Annotated in this window: 22 protein-coding genes; 10 read left to right on the plus strand and 12 right to left on the minus strand. The window is 69.7% G+C overall.

Going from position 1 to position 17,549, the window contains the following annotated elements; genetic code table 11:
* Window positions 1-108: 108 nt before the first annotated feature.
* Together GV015_RS06195 and GV015_RS06200 are read right to left on the minus strand one after the other, a co-directional pair.
* Window positions 109-375, minus strand: a complete 267-nt coding sequence (locus tag GV015_RS06195; protein WP_086472956.1) for a hypothetical protein — start codon at window positions 373-375, stop codon at window positions 109-111.
* Window positions 372-692 (minus strand): hypothetical protein, encoded by a 321-nt coding sequence (locus tag GV015_RS06200; protein ID WP_064297077.1) that lies wholly within the window; start codon window positions 690-692, stop codon window positions 372-374. The genes GV015_RS06195 and GV015_RS06200 overlap by 4 nt, the downstream gene beginning before the upstream one ends.
* A gap of 188 nt (window positions 693-880) precedes the next feature.
* On the opposite strand from GV015_RS06200, the gene GV015_RS06205 reads away from it, so the two are divergent.
* Window positions 881-1,444, plus strand: a complete 564-nt coding sequence (locus GV015_RS06205) for a Dps family protein (RefSeq protein WP_086472957.1) — start codon at window positions 881-883, stop codon at window positions 1,442-1,444.
* 92 nt (window positions 1,445-1,536) lie between these two features.
* On the opposite strand, the gene GV015_RS19225 is transcribed toward GV015_RS06205, so the two are convergent.
* A complete protein-coding gene (locus GV015_RS19225) occupies window positions 1,537-1,665 on the minus strand; it encodes a hypothetical protein (RefSeq protein ID WP_255467562.1) in 129 nt (42 codons plus the stop codon).
* Between the two features lie 117 nt (window positions 1,666-1,782).
* On the opposite strand from GV015_RS19225, the gene GV015_RS06210 reads away from it, so the two are divergent.
* The gene (locus tag GV015_RS06210; protein ID WP_159877345.1) at window positions 1,783-2,961 is read left to right on the plus strand and encodes an FUSC family protein; all 1,179 of its coding nucleotides are present in this window, start codon (window positions 1,783-1,785) and stop codon (window positions 2,959-2,961) included.
* A gap of 22 nt (window positions 2,962-2,983) precedes the next feature.
* Here the strand turns inward: GV015_RS06210 and GV015_RS06215 are convergent, their stop codons facing one another.
* Complete coding sequence (locus GV015_RS06215; RefSeq protein WP_159877347.1) at window positions 2,984-3,823, minus strand: SDR family oxidoreductase; 840 nt, start codon at window positions 3,821-3,823, stop codon at window positions 2,984-2,986.
* A 186-nt stretch (window positions 3,824-4,009) separates the two neighbouring features.
* Between GV015_RS06215 and GV015_RS06220 the strand changes: the two genes are divergently transcribed.
* The 3 genes from GV015_RS06220 to GV015_RS06230 all read left to right on the plus strand — a co-directional run bounded on the left by GV015_RS06220 (window position 4,010) and on the right by GV015_RS06230 (window position 7,788).
* Complete coding sequence (locus tag GV015_RS06220; RefSeq protein WP_159877349.1) at window positions 4,010-5,794, plus strand: glycoside hydrolase family 15 protein; 1,785 nt, start codon at window positions 4,010-4,012, stop codon at window positions 5,792-5,794.
* A gap of 130 nt (window positions 5,795-5,924) precedes the next feature.
* The gene (locus GV015_RS06225; protein ID WP_159877351.1) at window positions 5,925-6,833 is read left to right on the plus strand and encodes an SMP-30/gluconolactonase/LRE family protein; all 909 of its coding nucleotides are present in this window, start codon (window positions 5,925-5,927) and stop codon (window positions 6,831-6,833) included.
* Between the two features lie 58 nt (window positions 6,834-6,891).
* Window positions 6,892-7,788: an SDR family oxidoreductase gene (locus GV015_RS06230; RefSeq protein WP_086472962.1), complete on the plus strand. Its 897-nt coding sequence runs from the start codon at window positions 6,892-6,894 to the stop codon at window positions 7,786-7,788.
* A gap of 95 nt (window positions 7,789-7,883) precedes the next feature.
* Here GV015_RS06230 and GV015_RS06235 read toward each other — a convergent pair whose 3' ends face one another.
* From GV015_RS06235 to GV015_RS06245, 3 genes are read right to left on the minus strand one after another with little or no spacing between them, the layout of a single operon-like run.
* On the minus strand, window positions 7,884-8,957 hold the full coding sequence (locus GV015_RS06235; protein WP_236555352.1) for a YihY/virulence factor BrkB family protein: 1,074 nt from the start codon (window positions 8,955-8,957) through the stop codon (window positions 7,884-7,886).
* The gene (locus GV015_RS06240) at window positions 8,950-9,192 is read right to left on the minus strand and encodes a DUF3618 domain-containing protein (RefSeq protein ID WP_064297084.1); all 243 of its coding nucleotides are present in this window, start codon (window positions 9,190-9,192) and stop codon (window positions 8,950-8,952) included. The genes GV015_RS06235 and GV015_RS06240 overlap by 8 nt, the downstream gene beginning before the upstream one ends.
* Window positions 9,189-9,644, minus strand: coding sequence for a phage holin family protein (locus tag GV015_RS06245; protein ID WP_159877353.1), 456 nt, complete (start codon window positions 9,642-9,644; stop codon window positions 9,189-9,191). The genes GV015_RS06240 and GV015_RS06245 overlap by 4 nt, the downstream gene beginning before the upstream one ends.
* Before the next feature lie 167 nt (window positions 9,645-9,811).
* Between GV015_RS06245 and GV015_RS06250 the strand changes: the two genes are divergently transcribed.
* Together GV015_RS06250 and GV015_RS06255 are read left to right on the plus strand one after the other, a co-directional pair.
* On the plus strand, window positions 9,812-10,726 hold the full coding sequence (locus GV015_RS06250) for a VOC family protein (RefSeq protein WP_124768503.1): 915 nt from the start codon (window positions 9,812-9,814) through the stop codon (window positions 10,724-10,726).
* On the plus strand, window positions 10,723-11,355 hold the full coding sequence (locus GV015_RS06255; protein WP_159877355.1) for an alpha/beta hydrolase: 633 nt from the start codon (window positions 10,723-10,725) through the stop codon (window positions 11,353-11,355). The genes GV015_RS06250 and GV015_RS06255 overlap by 4 nt, the downstream gene beginning before the upstream one ends.
* Window positions 11,356-11,373: 18 nt before the next feature.
* On the opposite strand, the gene GV015_RS06260 is transcribed toward GV015_RS06255, so the two are convergent.
* Window positions 11,374-11,838 (minus strand): Lrp/AsnC family transcriptional regulator, encoded by a 465-nt coding sequence (locus GV015_RS06260; protein WP_159877357.1) that lies wholly within the window; start codon window positions 11,836-11,838, stop codon window positions 11,374-11,376.
* 106 nt (window positions 11,839-11,944) lie between these two features.
* On the opposite strand from GV015_RS06260, the gene GV015_RS06265 reads away from it, so the two are divergent.
* Window positions 11,945-12,418, plus strand: coding sequence for a DUF2000 domain-containing protein (locus GV015_RS06265; RefSeq protein ID WP_159877359.1), 474 nt, complete (start codon window positions 11,945-11,947; stop codon window positions 12,416-12,418).
* A gap of 59 nt (window positions 12,419-12,477) precedes the next feature.
* Window positions 12,478-13,176 carry a Pr6Pr family membrane protein gene (locus tag GV015_RS06270; protein WP_159877361.1) on the plus strand — a complete coding sequence of 233 codons (699 nt, stop codon included), beginning with the start codon at window positions 12,478-12,480 and terminating at the stop codon, window positions 13,174-13,176.
* 68 nt (window positions 13,177-13,244) lie between these two features.
* Here the strand turns inward: GV015_RS06270 and GV015_RS06275 are convergent, their stop codons facing one another.
* Window positions 13,245-14,285 carry a medium chain dehydrogenase/reductase family protein gene (locus GV015_RS06275; protein ID WP_159877363.1) on the minus strand — a complete coding sequence of 347 codons (1,041 nt, stop codon included), beginning with the start codon at window positions 14,283-14,285 and terminating at the stop codon, window positions 13,245-13,247.
* A 93-nt stretch (window positions 14,286-14,378) separates the two neighbouring features.
* Entirely contained in the window at window positions 14,379-14,924 is a 546-nt protein-coding gene (locus GV015_RS06280) for a TetR/AcrR family transcriptional regulator (protein ID WP_159877365.1), read from the minus strand.
* A gap of 57 nt (window positions 14,925-14,981) precedes the next feature.
* On the opposite strand from GV015_RS06280, the gene GV015_RS06285 reads away from it, so the two are divergent.
* Complete coding sequence (locus GV015_RS06285; RefSeq protein ID WP_159877367.1) at window positions 14,982-15,467, plus strand: SRPBCC family protein; 486 nt, start codon at window positions 14,982-14,984, stop codon at window positions 15,465-15,467.
* Window positions 15,468-15,475: 8 nt separating this feature from the next.
* On the opposite strand, the gene GV015_RS06290 is transcribed toward GV015_RS06285, so the two are convergent.
* Together GV015_RS06290 and GV015_RS06295 are read right to left on the minus strand one after the other, a co-directional pair.
* On the minus strand, window positions 15,476-16,228 hold the full coding sequence (locus GV015_RS06290) for a YqjF family protein (protein ID WP_159877369.1): 753 nt from the start codon (window positions 16,226-16,228) through the stop codon (window positions 15,476-15,478).
* Entirely contained in the window at window positions 16,225-17,433 is a 1,209-nt protein-coding gene (locus GV015_RS06295) for an FAD-dependent monooxygenase (protein WP_159877371.1), read from the minus strand. Before GV015_RS06295 ends, GV015_RS06290 begins: the two co-directional genes overlap by 4 nt.
* Window positions 17,434-17,549 lie beyond the last annotated feature (116 nt).

Here is a 17,549-nt window from a genome sequence, read left to right on the forward strand (position 1 = left end):
ACCCACTTCAATGTCCGCCGAACAAGTGTAGGAAACTTGAAATCGTCGCTCTGAACTGTTGATTTCCAGGTGTCGGCTGCGCTATGCCGGCTTCCGCTGGTGAGGCGGTCAGGACAGCAGGTCGGGGTCCTGTCCCTGGGGGAGTGCCGAGGACGGGGTGTCCTGGGAAGGACCGTCCGGTGTGCCCATCGCGATGCCGATCCCGGGGCCGATCAAGATGGTGATGGGCTCCAGCTGACCCTCACCGCGGTCGACCTGCAGCCACCGGAACTGTCCGGCGGAGATGCTGTCGAGCACCTCGGCGCGGAACTCGTCCGGATCCTCGACGGCGATCGAGTACGGAAGTCCCTGGTAGACGATCTCCATGCGGCTCATGCGACTTGTCCTGTCCGGCTCGGAGCGGGCTCCGCGATGACCGAGAGGCCGTGGGCGGAGTTCGCCGTGACGTTGAGCGCGTCGATCCACGCGCGGTTGAGGTCGATCGGGACGCTTCCCGAGTACTTGAAGCGCAACGGCACCGAGGGGTGGATCCAGATGACGCTGCGTCCGTCGCCGGCGCGCGGGTCGTCCTTCCAACCGAAGTAGAAGGCCTCGTTCCGGCGGAGCTTCGCACCGATCACGAACTGCAGGTGCGCAAGCAGCCGGTCCTCGAAGGTGATCGAGACCTCAGAACCGTAGATCAGTTTTCCCATGGCGGGCCGTGCTCTCCTCGTTGTGCGTCACGCGGTGTCTATCGCGGTGTCGCTTCACCTTAAGACTCTCGGCTCCGAAAACCCAGCTGGCGGCCGCGCGGGCGCGGATGGGACGCTTCGGCGTCGATGTCAAGGGCCCCGGGATCGACAGGTACGGTGCGTAACCTGCCGTGCAGGAGGTGCCAACCATGGCAACAGCAGAGAAGACCAGCAAGACCGAGAGCACGACCCGATCGGCTCCCGGAGGATCCGGGCCGAAGCCCACCCGTCGGCAGAACGCCGAGAAGGGCTTCGTCGCGTCGAAGGAACTCGACGCCAACATGCAGGCCGTCCTCGTCGACCTCATCGAGCTGTCGATCCAGGGCAAGCAGGCGCACTGGAACGTCATCGGACGCAACTTCCGCGACACGCACCTGCAGCTCGACGAGATCATCGACGCCGCTCGCGAGTTCAGTGACACCGTCGCGGAGCGCATGCGTGCCCTGCACGCCGTGCCGGACGGCCGCAGCGACATCGTCGCCGAGACCACGACGCTGCCCGAGTACCCGCAGGGCGAGATCGACACCTCGGAGACGATCGACCTGATCACCGTCCGACTCGAGGCGGTCGTCGGCACGATGCGTCGGGTCCACGACGACGTCGACGACGAGGACCCCACGAGCGCGGACATCCTCCACGCGATCATCCAGCAGCTGGAGCAGTTCGCGTGGATGATCAGCGCGGAGAACCGGACGGCGACCCGCAGTCGTTGACCTGCAGTCGGTGACCCTGGGCGGCGCCCGACGACCACGCGTCGTCGGCAGCGCCGCCCGGTCGTTCGTCGACGACCAAGGGCCGGCGACGACTACTTGTCGTCGGCGCCGCCACCCGACGCCGTGTCCTCGCCGTCGTTCGGCTCGGAACCGTCGGAGCCCGAACCGTCGGGGATCTCTTCCGCGTCGGGACGTGAGGATGATGCAGATGCGTTCGTCATGTTCGCTTCCTTCCTGGTTGTCGCCATCGGAGATGACCAGACCAACGCTAGGCCGCGGAGCTGATCGGCGCGTGGGGGTTGACGCTTCGACAGGGCCAGACCACCATGGCGGCTGTGATGAGCGGCGATGAGGTGACCGGGCGCGAGACCCCGACGGGGAGCATCCGCACACCGAAGCAACGGGTCGGCGCGTGGATCATGCCCGCGCTGCGTCCGTGGCGCCTCATGCTCGCGCTCAAGGTGGCCATCGCGGCCACCGCCGCCTGGTTCCTCGGCAGCCTGCTCCCGGGCGAGCTCGGCGACTTCTCCTACTACGCACCGCTCGGCGCCCTCGTGAGCCTCACGCCGACGCTCATGGACTCGGTGCGCTCGAGCCTGCAGACCCTGATCGGTCTGGGCCTCGGCATCGGACTCGCTTGGCTGCTCATCATCTCTCCCGCGCCCGGCTGGGTGTCCGTCTCGCTGTCGGTGGGGCTCGGCACACTGCTCGCGGGCCTGCCGGGACTCGGACAGGGCCGTGACTACGTCCCGATCGCGGCGCTGTTCGTCATCATCATCGGCGGAGCGAACGCCAACGACTTCTCGGTCGGCTACCTCGTGCAGATGGCCCTCGGCGTGCTCGTCGGGCTCCTCGTGAACCTGCTCATCATGCCGCCGTTGTTCGTCCGCGAGTCGGCAGCGGGGATCTCGGCCGCGAGGTCGCGGATGGTCGGTGCGCTCCGGAGCATGTCGGACACCCTCCGATCCGAGTCGGCACCGACCCCGGACGACCCGCCGTCCTGGGACAGCTCGCTGCTCGCCATCCGGCACGACGTCGACGCAGCCCGCGGGCTGATGAAGGACGCCGCGGAGAGCCGCCGGGCCAATCCGCGCACGCGGTGGAACCGGCACGACTTCCGCGGGGATGAGGGGGCGCTCGCCGCCCTCGAGCGGATCGCGCCGGTGGTCGTGGAGATCGGTGACGCCCTGCGTGCGGCGCTCTGGGGGATCCCGGTGCCGGTCGACCTCGACGAGGGCGTCCGGAGTGCACTCGCCGATGCGATCGACGCCTCGGCCGACCTCGTCGAGGCGGCGATCGACGACGAGCGTCTCTCCGAGGCGCTGCGTGCCTCCGACCGGGCGCTGACGATGCTGCGTCGGGCGGTGCGCTCGGCCCACGCGGGCGCGAACGGTGCGGCCGGTCGGGAGCCCGACGACGACGACCCGGCGGAGGATGCGGGCGGCGAGAACCTGCTGTTCGCGCTGCGCCGCATCCACGCCGAGATCGAGCGCTCGGAGCGGTCGCCCGACGCCTGAGCGGCGCCCGGCGCGCCGGTCCTCAGAGGATCGGCTTGCCGCCGGTCACCGCGATGACGGCGCCCGAGATGTAACTCCCCTCGTCCGAGGCGAGCAGCACGTAGGGCGGAGCGACCTCGGCGGGCTGCCCCGGACGACCGAGCGGGGTGTCCGTCCCGAAGGACTCGACCGTCTCGGGCGGCATCGTCGACGGGATCAGGGGCGTCCAGATCGGGCCGGGGGCCACCGCGTTCACGCGGATCCCGTCGCCGCCGAGCATCTGGGCGAGCGAAGCGGTCATGCTCGCGAGACCCGCCTTCGTCATGGCGTAGGGCATGAGCTGCGGCGACGGCGAGTCGGCCTGCACCGAGCTCGTCGCGATGATCGAGGAACCCGGAGCCATGTGCGGGACGGCCGCCTTGCTCAAGTGGAAGAACGCACTCAGGTTCGTGGCGAGCGTGTGGTCCCACTCCTCGTCCGGGATCTCGGCGAGGCTCTCCCGGGTCATCTGGTACGCGGCGTTGCTCACGAGGATGTCGACCTTGCCGAAGCGTTCGACCGTCGTGCGGACGATCTCACGGCAGTGCTCGGGGCTCGTGAGGTCCCCACCGATGCTGAGGGCGGTCCGGCCGGCCTCCTCGACCCAGCGGACCGTGTCGGCCGCGTCCTCGTCCTCGTCGAGGTAGCTGACGACGACGTCCGCCCCTTCGCGGGCGTAGGCGATGGCAACCGCCTTGCCGATACCGCTGTCGCCGCCGGTGATGATGGCGACCTTGCCCTCGAGTTTGCCCGAACCCCGGTAGCTGGTCTCGCCGTGGTCGGCCTGCGGCGTGAGCGCTCCCTCGGTCCCGGGCGGCTGCTGCTGCTGAGCGGGCTGGTTCATGGTGTTCCTCCCTGTGCTGCTGTGCGTGCCAGCATGCTGTGGTTGCGGTCCGTCCACCCAAGCCGATCCGAGCGATCCGCCTCCAGGGGTTGACGCCTGCCCGGCACCGGGCGTCCCGCGCTAGCAGCCGCGTGGCGGGGCCGCCAGCCCCGGCGATTCGGAGGTGCGGCTCGTAGGGTGAAGCGCATGACCGCAGCTGGCGAGGATCTCCGTTCGTACGCACCGATCGGGGACGGCCGCACCGTCGCCCTCATCGGACTCCGTGGCCAGGTCGACTGGCTGCCGATCCCCGACCTCGGTTCGATGCCCGTGTTCGCCCGGCTGCTCGACGACGACTCCGGCGGGTGCATCGAGCTCGAGCCGGTCGGCCAGTACACCGTCACGCGGCGCTACGTGTCCGGCACCAACGTGTTGCGCACCACCTTCACGACCGAGCACGGGCGTGCGACGATCACGGACGCACTCGTCACGGGCATCGCGGGTCGCCTGCCCTGGGCCGAACTCGCGCGCCGGATCGACGGGGTGTCCGGCAGCGTCGAGTTCACCTGGCGTGTCCGGCCCGGGACGGCGCTGGGGACGGCCTCGCCCTGGATCGAGGACAGCACGCGCGGCCCCATCATCCGCTCCGGTGCGACGACGATCGCGGTCGTCGGCGACGAGTACGGGCCTGAGGCGGTCGAGGTCGACGGGGCCATGCCGACGGAGCTCTCCGGTCGGTTCACGACGACCGAGAAGTCCCGTCACCTGCTGATCATCGTCGCCACCCACGGTGAGCCGATCCATCTGCCGGTCCCCGCGAACGTCGACGTGGGCATCGATCGGACGATCGACAACTGGCGCGCCTGGTCCCGGGCCTTCTCCTACGAAGGCCCCTGGGCGGATCAGGTGCAGCGCAGTGCGCTCGCGCTCAAGCTCCTGATCTTCAGCCCCACCGGTGCCATCGCGGCCGCGGCGACCACCTCGCTCCCGGAGAACCCGCGCGGGGCCAAGAACTGGGACTACCGCTTCGCCTGGGTGCGCGACCTCGCGTACACCGCGCACGCGCTCGTCCGCTTCGGCCTCCGCGAGGAGACGCACGCCGCTGTTTCGTGGCTGCTGCGCACCATCCGCGAGAACGGGCCGGAGCTGCACATCTTCTACGGACTCGAGGGCGGTGTGCCCGACGGGGTCGTCGAGCACGACGTCGCCGGCTGGCGCGGCATCGGTCCGGTTGTCAGTGGGAACCCGGCGCAGGGGCAGCTGCAGCTCGGCGTCTACGGCGATCTCTTCGCGATCTGCCGCACCTACGTCGACGCCGGCAACGTCCTCGACGTGGAGACCGGCCGTCTCCTCGCCGAGGTCGCCGACCGCACCTGCGACCTGTGGCGGAACCGCGACGCCGGCATGTGGGAGCTGCCCCAGGAGGAGCACTACGTGTCGTCGAAGATGGGGTGCTGGCAGGCGCTCGGCGACGCGGTGCACCTGGCGGAGCTCGGGCAGGTCGCCGGCAGTGCCGACCGCTGGCGCACCGAGCAGGCCCGCATCCGGGAATGGATCGACGAGCACGGGTGGAACGAGGAGCGCGGCGCGTACGTCATGTTCCCCGGGAGCGACGACCTCGACGCCTCCGTGCTGCTGCACGCCATGAGCGGGTTCGACCGCGGTGACCGGATGTCCTCGACCATCGACGCGCTGACGGCCGAACTCGGCGAGGGGGCGCTGCTGTACCGGTACTCGGGCGTGCAGCAGGAGGAGTACACCTTCGTCGCCTGTGCGTTCTGGCGGGCCTCCGCGCTCGCCTGCGTCGGCCGTCACGACGAGGCGATCGCGGCCATGGACGAGCTCGTCGGCATGACCAACGACGTCGGGATCCTCGCCGAGATGATCGACCCGGCCGACGGCGCGCACTGGGGCAACCTGCCGCAGGCGCTGAGCCACCTCGCGCTCATCAACGCGGCCCTCACGATCAAGGAGCTCACCGAGCAGGATTGACGTCCCCGGTCCCTGAGCTGCGCCGCACTGAGCCTGTCGAAGTGTCGAAGGGCACGCACGCGGGTACCCGCCCCATGCTGGGAAAGCAAGCCCCGCGGGGACACCCGTCCGGGTCCGTACCGTGGAGGCAATGGATGTTCACCCACAGGTCTTCCGAGACACCCCCGCGATCCTCGTCGAGAGCATCTGGTGGGACGCCCGCACCGACGAGGTCGTCTGGGTCGACATCACCGCGGGCACGCTGCACCGTGGACGGATGGACGGCGCCGTGGACGGCAGTGACGACCGCGTCACCGAGCTCCCACCGCCGCTGAGCGCCGTGCAGCCGCGTGCCGCCGGCGGCTACATCGCCGCACTCGGTGACCGCATCGTCACCCTCGACGACGACGGACTCATCGCCGAGACCCTGGCGAAGGTCGACCACGTCCACGCCGGCCTGCGCAGCAACGAGGCGAAGAACGACCCGTTCGGCCGGTTCCTCGTCGGCTCCATGAACGTCACCACCGGCGAACCGAATGCCGCCCTGTACCTGCTCGACGACACCGGACTCCGCACGCTGCTCGGCGGCTTCGGCGTCACCAACGGCTTCGAGTGGTCCGACGACGGTCGCACCGTGTACGTGACCGACACCACCGTGAAGACGGTCTACCGGGCGAGCACGGGAGAAGACGGCCGACTCGGGCCGCTGGAGCCCTTCCTCGTCGGCTACGACTCCGACGGCCTCGCGCTCGACACCGACGGTCGATTCTGGAACGGCGTCAACGGCGGTGGTCGCGTGCTCCGGTGGAGCCCGGACGGCACCGTCGAGGACGAGCTGAGCGTGCCGGCCCCGGGCGTCACCTCGGTGGCCTTCGGCGGGCCCGAGCTCACGACGCTCTTCGTCGGGACGGCCCGCGAGAACCTCACCGAGGCGGATCTGGTGGACGCGCCACTCAGCGGCAGCATCTTCCGATTCGACGGGCTCGCGACCGGCCGACCCGTCAATTCCTACGGACGCCGATCGACCTCGGTGCCCGACCCGGCGACCGACCGCACCTGACCTGAACCATTCCGACCTGTCCGACCACGACCGAACACTGAACGAGAGGACCATCACCATGGCCAACGACCAGTACACCTTCACCGACCCGGCGAAGCTCTACGCCCACATCACCGCCGAGAAGCAGCACCAGCCCGAGCCGGGTCTCGACGCGAAGCTCGACCCGAAGGCCGACCTCGGCGAGGAGAGCTACCGCGGCTCGGGTCGCCTCACCGGCCGCAAGGCGCTCATCACCGGCGGCGACTCCGGTATCGGTGCCGCCACCGCGATCGCCTTCGCCCGCGAGGGCGCCTCGGTCGCTCTGTCCTACCTCCCGGAGGAGGAAGAGGACGCACAGCGCATCGCCGGCATCGTCCGCGAGGCCGGCGTCACCGTCCTCACGCTGCCGGGCGACCTGCGCGACCCGTCCTACTGCCGCGACCTCGTCGCGCAGACGGTCGAGGGCCTCGGAGGACTCGACATCCTCGTGAACAACGGCGGCAAGCAGATGTTCAACGAGGACCTCACGACCCTCACGGACGAGCAGTTCGACGACACCTTCAAGACCAACGTCTACGCGATGTTCTGGCTCTCGAAGGCCGCCCTCCCGCACCTCCCGGCAGGGTCGTCGATCATCAACACGACGTCGATCCAGGCGTACTCGCCCTCCGACATCCTCGTGGACTACGCGTCGACCAAGGCGACCATCAACGCCTTCACGAAGGCGCTGGCGCAGCAGCTCGCGCCCAAGGGCATCCGCGTCAACGCGGTCGCGCCCGGCCCCATCTGGACGCCGCTCCAGGTGTCGGACGGTCAGCCGCAGGACAAGATCGCCGAGTTCGGCGAGGACACCCCGCTCGGCCGCATGGGCCAGCCGGCCGAGCTCGCGCCCGCCTACGTGTTCCTCGCGTCGGCGGAGTCGAGCTACGTGCTCGGTGAGACCCTGAACGTCAACGGCGGTATGCCCACGCCGTAACCCCGTCCCATCCCACAGCAGCCCGCGAACTGTCAGTTCCGGCTAGTCAGACGCCGTCCGACTAGCCGTTTCTGACAGTTCGCGGGCTGTTTGGGTCAGTCCGTGCGGTCCGCTGCACGTCGGACGCGACGGCCCTCGAGGGCGTCCTTCGCGTCGCGGTCGGCGAGCGCCTTGATCGCGGCGTCCGAGCGCAGGGGCAGCTGCAGCTCCTGCTCGGCGGCGACACCCGAGGCGAGCTGGCGGCCACGCTGGATCTCGATGTCGAGCTGGGCACCGAACAGCAGTGCGAGGTTCGCGATCCAGATCCACAGCAGGAAGATGATGATGCCGGCGAGCGAGCCGTAGGTGGCGTCGTAGTTGCTGAAGTTGGCGATGTAGAAGCCGAACCCGAGCGAGGCGATGAGCAGGATCAGGAGCGCGGCGAGCGCACCGATGCTGATCCAACGGAACTTCTCCGGCTTGATGTTCGGCGTCGCGGAGTACAGCACGGCGATGACGAAGACGAGCGCGACGGCCATGACCGGCCACTTCGCGATCGACCAGACCGTGAGGCCCGTCTCACCGAGACCGACCGCCTGTCCGATGGCCTGGGCGACCGGCCCGGACACGATGAGCGCGAGGGCGATCACCGAGATGACGAGCAGGACGACGAGGGTCACGCCGAGCTGCGTCGGACGCAGCGACCAGATCTTGCGACCCTCCTCGACCCCGTACATACGGTTGAGCGCGCGACCGAAGCCGCCCACGTAGCCGGATGCCGACCACACGGCACCGGCGATACCGGCGATGAGCGCGAAGCCGATCGCCGGTGACTCGACGAACTGGTTCACCGCGTCGGTCAGGAAACCGAGGCTGTCGCCCGGGGCGAGGTTGCCGACGATCTCGAGGAGGGCGTCGGTGCCGTTGCGGCTCTGTCCGAAGAGGCCGAGGATCGAGACGAGCGCCAGGACGGCCGGGAAGAGCGACAGGATCGCGAAGTAGGTGAGCCCCGCGGCGAGGTCGGTGCACTGGTTCGAGGTGAAGGAGTGCAGCGTCCGCTTCAGGACGTAGCCCCAGGGGACGGGGACGCGCTGGGGGTTCATCGTCTCTTCCGCGTGGTCCGCATCGCGGTTCCGCGGATCGTCCGGCGTGCTGCGCTCGAGACGGTCCTCCTTGGTTGGTTCAGACACGGTGCCCTCGGTTCGCACGCCACAGCAGGACACCGGCACCGACGACCGCGACCGAGGCGACGACGATGGCGGTGGTGCGCAGGTGGTACGCCACGGCGGTGCGGACGTCGAACTTCTGGAAGAGGAGGTCGAGCGTCTGCGCGAGGTGCTCACGCGTCTGCTCGACGTCGAGCTGCAGGGTGTTCAGACCGGCGCCCTCGGGGGGAGTGGGGCGGGCGAGATCCTGGTCGCTCATGCTGCGGCCTCCTTGGTGTCGTGCTTCGAGTCGTGCTGCTGGTGCTCCGCGAGGTGGTCGCCGGTGAGGGCTTCGACACTGCGCTCGGGAACGGGCTTCGCGCCGGCCTTGAGCTTCTTGACGCCGACGAGACCCAGGATCCCGGCGACGAGGATGAGGACGACGCCGACGATGAGGGCGGCGAGCCAGGCGGGGAGCACGGTGGCGAGTCCGAGGACGGCTGCCGCGATGAGCGTCCCGAAGCCGAAGAGCACGAGCACCAGGGCGACGACGAGCATTCCCGCGCCGATCCCGAGGTCCTTGGCCTTCTTCGTCATCTCCGCCTTGAACAGGGCGATCTCGCCCGTGACGAGGCGGACGACGTCCTCGCGGAGGTCGGTGAGGAGGGTCTTCATGGGAGGAAGTCCGCGGCGACTCCGTCTGCGGTCGGCCGCGCTGCTGGCATCGGTCATGTGAGCACTCTTCTCGTTGTGGTCCTCCAGCCCACACCCCTCTCGCGCGCGAGACAAGGGCTTGACAGGCGTGTCGGCCGATCGCGGAATACGGCGACACTCAATTGGTTACATCTACAAGTAAACGGGGTAGCCTGTACCGACCCCATCACCCGATCGGAGACCGAATGTCCGCTGTGCTCGACGAGCGTCTGCTCGCCCCGGAGACGTCGATGGGCGCGGTCACGCTCCGCGTCGGCGACCTCGACCTCATGTCCGGCTACTACGCCAACGCCTTCGCGATGGAGCCGCTCGAGGAGCGCAGCCGCGACCGCGAGGTGCACCGGGTGCTCGGTCGTGGCGACACCCCGCTCGTGCGGCTCGTGCACACGCCAGACCTGCCGGCCGTCGACCGGCGGCAGGCCGGCCTGTTCCACACGGCGTTCCTGTTCGAGGACGAGTCGAGCCTCTCGGCGACGGTCTATCGGGCCGCGCAGGACCCCCGCGGACAGTTCGTCGGGTCGAGCGACCACTTCGTGAGCGAGGCGTTCTACTTCACCGACCCGGAGGGGAACGGCGTCGAGCTGTACACGGACCGCCCGCGCAGCAGCTGGGTGCGCTCGGGCGACCAGATCGCCATGACCACCACCTACCTCGACCCGAACGCCTACCTGCAGCGGCACCTCACGGAGGACGCCCTCGGCGCCGGGCCCTCGTTGGCCGGTGCCGTCGGGCACGTGCACCTGCAGGTCGGAGACCTCCAGACCGCCCGAGCCTTCTACGTCGACGCCCTCGGATTCGAGACGACGCAGACCGAGTACCCCGGCGCGATCTTCGCCTCCGCCGGCGGGTACCACCACCACATCGCGATGAACGTCTGGAACAGCCAGGGCGCCGGTCCTCGCGCGGCCGCCCTCGGCCTCGGCGACGTGTCGATCACCGTCCCCGACCTCGCGAACCTCGATACGCTGGCCGCGAGGCTGCGCGCCCGCGCGATCCCCTTCGACGCGGACGGTCGTTCCGTGACCGTCTCCGACCCGTGGGGGACCCGCGTGACCGTGGCCCTGCCCGACCTGTCGACCGAGGAGCTGCTGTCCCGATGACCACCGCACTGCGCGACGTCCGTTCCGCCGACTGGGCCGACGCCGCGTCGTCCGCTCCCGTCGTCGCGGTGCTCCTCCACGGCTACGGCTCCAACGAGCACGACCTCACCGGTCTCGTCGGGCCGCTCGCGCTCGGCATGCCCTGGGTGTCGCTGCGCGCGCCGCTCGAGATGGGCCACGGTGGCGCGGCCTGGTTCGAGATCACGACGCCGGGCAACCCGGACCCGGAGCCGATCGCCCGCGCCACGGACGCCGTCTGGGGCTGGATCGACGAGCACGTGTCGGCCGAGGCGCGCGTCGTGCCCATCGGCTTCTCGCAGGGCGGCTTCATGGCCTCGCAGCTGCTGCGCACGCGACCCGAGCGGGTCGTGGCGCCGGTCATCCTCGCCGGGTTCGTGCTGAGTGCGCCGCAGCCCGGCGACGAGGTGCTGGCGGCGACGAAACCCGCGGTGTTCTGGGGACGGGGTCTCGAGGACCGCGTCATCGCCGCGCCGGCCGTCGCGCGGACCCACGCCTGGTTGCCGCTGCACACGACCCTCACCGAGCGCACCTACCCGGGGCTCGCCCACGGGATCCACCAGGCCGAGATCGACGATGTCCGTGGGTTCCTCGGCGAGCACGTCGGCTGAGCTGTCACCAACAGTCGCTCAGCTCGTCGCCTCCGCAGGCATCACCACCTGCGGTCGCACGTGCTCGTAGACGACGCTCGTCCGGACGTCGGCGACCTCCTCGCGCTCCGTGAGCTTGTCGATGACGAAGGCGTAGAGCGCGTCGTTGTCGGTGACGGCGACCTGGAGCAGGAAGTCCTCGTTCCCGGAGACGACGAACACGCCGATGGTCTCCGGGAGGGTGATCGCCCAGCTGCGGAACGCGTCGATGTTGACGCGCGACGGCGGTCGGATCCGGATCGCGATGAGCGCCTGGACCGAGCGACCGAGCGACGGCAGATCGACGTCGAGTCGCGCGCCGCGGACGACGCCGCGGCGGTACAGGCCGCGGGTGCGGTCGAGCGCGGTGGTGGGTGAGACGCCGACCGCGGCAGCGATGTCCCGGTTGGTGCGCCGGGCGTCGCGCTGGAGTTCGCGCAGGATCGCCGTATCAAGTTCGTCCATGCGGTCGATTGTGCCAGTTCGGCCGGACGATGTACGGGCTCAGAACGACCACGAGTTCGCTCGACATAGCCTGAGAGTCGATCCGCGTACGACATCAGGGAGAGACATGACGGAAGAACAGCTCGTCGGCTTCGCGCCGGAGGAGATCGACACGGCGGCGCCCACGCGGTCCGCCCGGCTGAAGTGGGTCGTCGTCGTGCAGCAGGACCTCCCGGCCGGTCGAGCCGTGAATGCGGCGGCCTGCATCGCGGCGGCGATCGGAGCACGGGTGCAGGGACTTCTCGGACCGGACGCCGTCGACGCCGACGGCTCGGCTCATCCCGGACTGCCGTGGGCCGGGTGCAGCGTGTTGACCGCTCCGGCCGAGCAACTGGCGGCGATCCGGACCAAGGCGGCGGGCTCGGACGGTGTGCTCGTCGTCGACATGCCGGAGGCGGCCCAGCTCACCCGGGTCTACGACGAGTACCTCGAGGCGGTGGCGGCGACCGCGTCGGAGGCCCTCGCCCCGCTGGCCGTCGCCCTGGTCGGGCCGCGCAACCGGGTGGACCGGATCGTCGGGCGACTGCCGCTGTTGGCCTGAAAGCGCATGCGTCAGGGCTTGGGGGAGGTGGGGTGCGGCGGGCTGGCTAGGGTTGGCGGGTGAGCACCACCGTCCATCCCACGCAGGTCGCGCCGTCCGCGGTCGTCGTCACCGCCAGCCGTGTGGTCTACCTCCTGATCGCCGTGATCATCGCGATCTCGCTCGTCATCCAGATCGTCCTCGTCATCACCGGCGGCGCCGACGCCCGCTCGGGTGGCGTGGACATGTCCGTCGGCCTCGCGACCCGCTTCGCACGTATCTTCAGTGCGTTCACGATCCTCAGCAACCTCATCGTGTTCGCGGTGTCCGTCCTGCTGGCGATCGACCCCCTGCGTGACGGCCGGCTCTGGCGGGTGGCACGGCTCGACGCCCTGCTCAGCATCGTCATCACCGGCATCGTCTACGCCGTGGTGCTCGCGCCGCAGGTGAACCTCACGGGGTGGGCGCTCGTCATCACGATCGGGTTCCACTACCTGTCCCCGTGGCTCACGCTCGGCGCCTGGCTCGTGTTCGGTCCGCGTCCGCGCTTCACCTGGAGCACCGTCGCCTGGGCGTTCCTCTGGCCGCTCGCCTGGGTGGTCTTCACCTTCATCCGTGGCGGCATCACCGGCTGGTACCCCTACCCCTTCCTCGATGCGACGCGGCTCGGCTTCGACGGTGCCGTCCGGAACGCGCTCATGGTGCTCGTGGTCGCGATCGTCTTCGCCGTGCTGCTCAAGCTCATCGACCGGGTGCTGCCCGCCGCGCTCCGCCGCTGAGGTGAGGCACCTGGTCGCCCGGCGGTGTTCCGGGCGACCGAATGCCTCACCTCAGCCTGCGGCCCGGCTCACGGGTGCAGGACCACCTTCCCGTTGAGCGTCCGCGATTCGGCGAGCTCCATGGCGGCGACGATCTCGGTGAGAGGGAATCGCGCGGCGATGTTGGCGGTGATGTCGCCGTGCTCGAGGAGTCGGAAGACCTCACGGAGGTCGGCCTCCAGGTGGCGGCGGAAGCGGGCGGGACGGAAGCGGTGGCCTGCCCACAAGTCGTAGAAGGTCGAGCTGCGGCCGTTCGGGAGGGCCGTCCAGAGCAGCGCCTGACCGATCGCCAGCAGGAACGGCGCCATCAGCGGTCCCGTACCGCCGACCGTTGAGATGATCGAGTAGGTCACGAGCGTACCGCCGCGCGCGAGGAGCCCGAAGGCCGTGCGGGTCGTCTCGCCGCCGACGTTGTCGAAGACGGCATCGACCCCGTTCGGCGCCAGTTCGCGAACGCGTGTCGCGAGCTCGGGATCCGCGTAGTCGACGGGGATGACGCCCGCCGCGCGGAGTGCCTCGTGATGCCGGGGCGACGCCGCACCGATGACCCGGACGCCGTGGAGTCGCGCCAGCTGGATGAGGATTCCGCCGACGCCCCCGTTCGCACCGAACAACAGGATGGTCTGGCCCGGCTGGACCCGCGCAGCGCGATGCAGCATCTGCCACGCGGTGACGCCGTTCACGACGACCGACTCGGCGTCTTCGGAGCTCACCCCGTCCGGCACGAGGATGCTGTCGCGCGCGGGCACGACGGCATGGGTCGCCCAGGCACCCGTCTTGGTCAGGGTCGCGACCCGTTTGCCGATGAGGGTCGGGTCACCTCCGGTGCCGACCTCCAGCACCCGTCCGACGAGGTCGTATCCCGGGACGAACGGGAACGCCGGTTGGCCGAAGTACCGGCCCTTGCGCATCGACTGCTCGGCGAAGGAGACCCCGGTGGCCTCCATCTCGACCAGAAGCTGGCCGGCGTCGGGAGTCGGCGTCGGCACGGTGGCCAGTTCGAGGCCGGCCGGCTCGACGAGGCCCGGCAGGACGACCTGGGTGGTGGTCGCGGATGGTGTGGTGTGCATGATGTGTTCCGATCTCGTGATGGTTGTGTGTGACTGAACAGTCACATCTGTGGGTACGACAAACAGCAGGTGCGGTCGGTGGCTCTGAGTCGATCAGTCGTGCCGGATGCCGTGGTCGACGACACGCGCCCAGTCGGCGTCGACGTCGCCGAGGCCCGCCTGCACGACGAGGTGACAGAGCTGCCCGTAGGCGAGACTGCGCTGGACGGCGCTGGCGTCCGCCCCGGAGTCACGGGACATGACGCGCACCACGAGTGCGAGCCCGGAGCGGACCGCCTTTTGGATCTCGGGGACGTCGCAGGCGCTCTGTGCGTGCACCTGGAGGGCGATGAGGCTGCGGTCGCGGATGAGCTCGATGTACGCCTGGGTCATCGCGTCGAGCTTGTCGTCCGGGCTCCACTCCGGGTGGTCCTCGACGGCTGCGGACATCGCGTTCGCGACCTGCTCGTAGCAGTGCTCGACCGCGGCGACGAAGAGGCCGAGTTTGCCGTCGAACAGGCGGAAGACGTAGGCGGGGGAGATCTTGGCCGCAGCAGCGACGTCCGCGACGGGGGTGGCGCGGTAACCGGCGATCGAGAAGACCTCCACCGCACTCGCGATGGTGCGGACGCGTTGGTCCTCGGCGGTCGATCGGCTCATGTGACTGATTGAACACGAACAACCGATGCTCGTCAAGCACTCGTGTCAGGATGGGGCATGCCCGTCGTCGAATCCCGCTGCACCGTGCCTGTCCCGCCCGACGTCGCGTTCGCGATCTCCCAGACCACCGGCGAGACCAGGATGCGCTGGGATCCGTTCATCCGGCGGCAGTACTTCCTCGACGGTGCGAAGGAAGCCGCCAAGGGCGTCCGCACCTTCACCGTTCAGCGGTTCGGGTTCCGGATGGTCAGCGAGTACGTCTCGTACCACCCGCCGACCAACGTCGGTATGAAGATGACGAAGGGCTCATGGTTCTTCGAGCGGCTCGCCGGCGGCTGGCGTTTCAGCCCGGTGGAGGGCGACGACCAGCGCACCCTCGCCGTCTGGCGCTACAACTTCACGTGCAAGCCGCGGTGGCTGGCGCCGATCGCCGAGCGCATCGGTGCAATCGTCCTGCAGCGCGACATCGACCGCCGCATCCGAGGCTTCGCGCGCGGCTGTGAGGATCCCGCCGTGCTCGCCGCGGTCGTTGCAGCTGACTGAGCCGCCACTCAGCGGGCGAGGAACGAGCCGATGCCGAATCGGGCGGTCACGCCGGGGCTGAAGAGCACCGAGTCGGGCTCGTGCTCGACGACACCCGGGAGGCCCGCCGCCGCGCAGAGCTGGTCGCGCAACGAGGTGACGTGCGCCGGGTGGAGCACCCAGGGTTCGTGCTCGTTCGGCAACCACTGCGTCCGACCGAAGCGGCTCTGGAAGAGCCCCCACCGCGCCGTCAGGAACTGCGACAGCTCGTCGTCGACGGTCGTCGCGCGGTCGACATCGACGCCGAGCTGGAAGCCCGGACCTCGTGTCGTCGGCGACGTCGTGATCCGCCGCGACGCGTACTCCCAGCCGTCGTCCGTCGGTCGCTGCGCGGTCCGCGCCCACTGGTAGGGCAGGCCGAACATCACGCGAGCCGCGAGGACCGCCGGCAGGCTGGACGCCTCAAGCGACCGGAACACGACGCCGCGACGCCCCTCGCTGTCGACCCCGTACAACCGGACGTTCACCTCCGTGAAGGAGCCGCCGATGGGCGACGGCGGCAGCGGACCGATGCGGGCGTCGCCCAACTGGAAGGCGATCAGCCCGACCCAGGTGGAACCGTCGAAGACGTCGGGGACCACCCCGCGCGGGAGCAGTGGCGCGACGGCGCTCGCCGGGACGCGCCAGTGGACGAATGCCAGGTCCCGCCATTCCTGAGCGGCGACCACCGGTCCGGACAGTGCCGGTGCGCTCGAGGCGATCGGCCGGGGCTCGCCGGTCATGCCAGGTGCTCGTACTCGGGCAGGTCGATCTTGTCGGCCGGCGGGGAGAACAACTGCGCACCGACGAGCTTCGCCGGCTTCGACCCGGCCACGCGGAGTGCGGTGCGGAACGCCGCGACGCCGGCTTTCGAGGTCGGGTTGGCGAGCTGCGGCGTACCCGGCGGCAGTGACTGGGCCTGCTCGACGTAGGGGCGCATGATCCGTTCGTACCCGCGGAAGGCGTCCCGGTGGTGCACGTGCGCCGCCAGCTCACCGGCCAGCACGTAGGCGCCGACGATCGACAGGCTCGTCCCCATACCGCTGACGGGCGACGCGCACCAGGCCGCGTCACCGAGCAATGCGACCCGTCCGGATGCCCAGCGGGGCGTCCTGACCTGGCCGATGGACTCGTAGTAGACGTCGTCGCTGTCGTCGAGGTGCTCGAGGATCCGGTTCGCCTGCCAGGGGAGTCCGACGAACCGGTTCCTGAGATGCCGTCGCTGCGCGTCGAGGTCGCGGCGCGCGGGGACGACGCCGTCGCCGCGGTCGGACGTGACCTCCGTGAGGACGGCCCGGGTGGTGCCGTGCCGGTCGGGTCGGAGTGTGACGCTGCGGCCGCCGACGCCCGAATACCACTGCCACCACGGCACGTCGGCGTCGTCGCGCGGAATGGTGAGGTACGTCATCTCGAGCCCGAGGGACCGGGTCACCGCCTCGCCGGGGAAGGCCAGCTCACGCGTCGACGATCGGATGCCGTCCGCCGCGATCACGAGGTCGAACGCCTCATCCTCGCCATGTGCGAAGGACACGAGGACCCGTTCACCGTCGTCGTCGAGCCCGGTGATGTGGTCGCCGTACCGATAGCTGGTGGTGCCGTCCGTCGCCTCGATGAAGATGCGGGCCAGGTCGCCACGGAGGATCTCGACCTCGGCGGTCGCGCCGTCGGTCTCGGAGTCCGAGACCGGGAACTCGGCGATCGTCTCACCGGCGTCACCGACGAACCGGGTTCCGCGCTCGCCGGTGGTCGCCTCGCGTGCCGCGTCCTCGAGGCCCGCGCGTCGCAGGACCTCGCGAGCAGCGCCCCGCACGTCGATGTTCTGGCCGCCGCCGCGGAACGCCGGCGCGCGCTCGACGACCGTCGTCTCCCAGCCGTAGCGGTTCAGCCAGAACGCCAGGCCGGGGCCGGCGATGCTGGCTCCGGAGATCAGGACGCGGGGAACGGTCATCGTGGTGCCACCTCTCAGGGAGCGTGGGATTGCCGCTCCGGTCGCCTCCATCATCGCGCTCGCCGATCCGAATCCCGCATGGTTGACAGCTCCGGCGGTGCAGGCGTCGCCCGCTT

Origin of the sequence: Plantibacter sp. T3 (assembly GCF_902506515.1) — a bacterium.
GTDB lineage: Bacteria > Actinomycetota > Actinomycetes > Actinomycetales > Microbacteriaceae > Plantibacter > Plantibacter auratus.

Bases quoted from the DNA above. Each gene is read 5' to 3' on its own strand.
- GV015_RS19225 (WP_255467562.1), bottom strand. From the start codon at position 1,665: ATGACGAACGCATCTGCATCATCCTCACGTCCCGACGCGGAAGAGATC.
- GV015_RS06195 (WP_086472956.1), bottom strand. From the start codon at position 375: ATGAGCCGCATGGAGATCGTCTACCAGGGACTTCCGTACTCGATCGCC.
- GV015_RS06200 (WP_064297077.1), bottom strand. From the start codon at position 692: ATGGGAAAACTGATCTACGGTTCTGAGGTCTCGATCACCTTCGAGGAC.
- GV015_RS06230 (WP_086472962.1), top strand. From the start codon at position 6,892: ATGGCCAACGACCAGTACACCTTCACCGACCCGGCGAAGCTCTACGCC.
- GV015_RS06250 (WP_124768503.1), top strand. From the start codon at position 9,812: ATGTCCGCTGTGCTCGACGAGCGTCTGCTCGCCCCGGAGACGTCGATG.
- GV015_RS06295 (WP_159877371.1), bottom strand. From the start codon at position 17,433: ATGACCGTTCCCCGCGTCCTGATCTCCGGAGCCAGCATCGCCGGCCCC.
- GV015_RS06290 (WP_159877369.1), bottom strand. From the start codon at position 16,228: ATGACCGGCGAGCCCCGGCCGATCGCCTCGAGCGCACCGGCACTGTCC.
- GV015_RS06265 (WP_159877359.1), top strand. From the start codon at position 11,945: ATGACGGAAGAACAGCTCGTCGGCTTCGCGCCGGAGGAGATCGACACG.
- GV015_RS06275 (WP_159877363.1), bottom strand. From the start codon at position 14,285: ATGCACACCACACCATCCGCGACCACCACCCAGGTCGTCCTGCCGGGC.
- GV015_RS06285 (WP_159877367.1), top strand. From the start codon at position 14,982: ATGCCCGTCGTCGAATCCCGCTGCACCGTGCCTGTCCCGCCCGACGTC.
- GV015_RS06215 (WP_159877347.1), bottom strand. From the start codon at position 3,823: ATGAACCAGCCCGCTCAGCAGCAGCAGCCGCCCGGGACCGAGGGAGCG.
- GV015_RS06255 (WP_159877355.1), top strand. From the start codon at position 10,723: ATGACCACCGCACTGCGCGACGTCCGTTCCGCCGACTGGGCCGACGCC.
- GV015_RS06245 (WP_159877353.1), bottom strand. From the start codon at position 9,644: ATGACCGATGCCAGCAGCGCGGCCGACCGCAGACGGAGTCGCCGCGGA.
- GV015_RS06280 (WP_159877365.1), bottom strand. From the start codon at position 14,924: ATGAGCCGATCGACCGCCGAGGACCAACGCGTCCGCACCATCGCGAGT.
- GV015_RS06220 (WP_159877349.1), top strand. From the start codon at position 4,010: ATGACCGCAGCTGGCGAGGATCTCCGTTCGTACGCACCGATCGGGGAC.
- GV015_RS06210 (WP_159877345.1), top strand. From the start codon at position 1,783: ATGAGCGGCGATGAGGTGACCGGGCGCGAGACCCCGACGGGGAGCATC.
- GV015_RS06240 (WP_064297084.1), bottom strand. From the start codon at position 9,192: ATGAGCGACCAGGATCTCGCCCGCCCCACTCCCCCCGAGGGCGCCGGT.
- GV015_RS06225 (WP_159877351.1), top strand. From the start codon at position 5,925: ATGGATGTTCACCCACAGGTCTTCCGAGACACCCCCGCGATCCTCGTC.
- GV015_RS06205 (WP_086472957.1), top strand. From the start codon at position 881: ATGGCAACAGCAGAGAAGACCAGCAAGACCGAGAGCACGACCCGATCG.
- GV015_RS06260 (WP_159877357.1), bottom strand. From the start codon at position 11,838: ATGGACGAACTTGATACGGCGATCCTGCGCGAACTCCAGCGCGACGCC.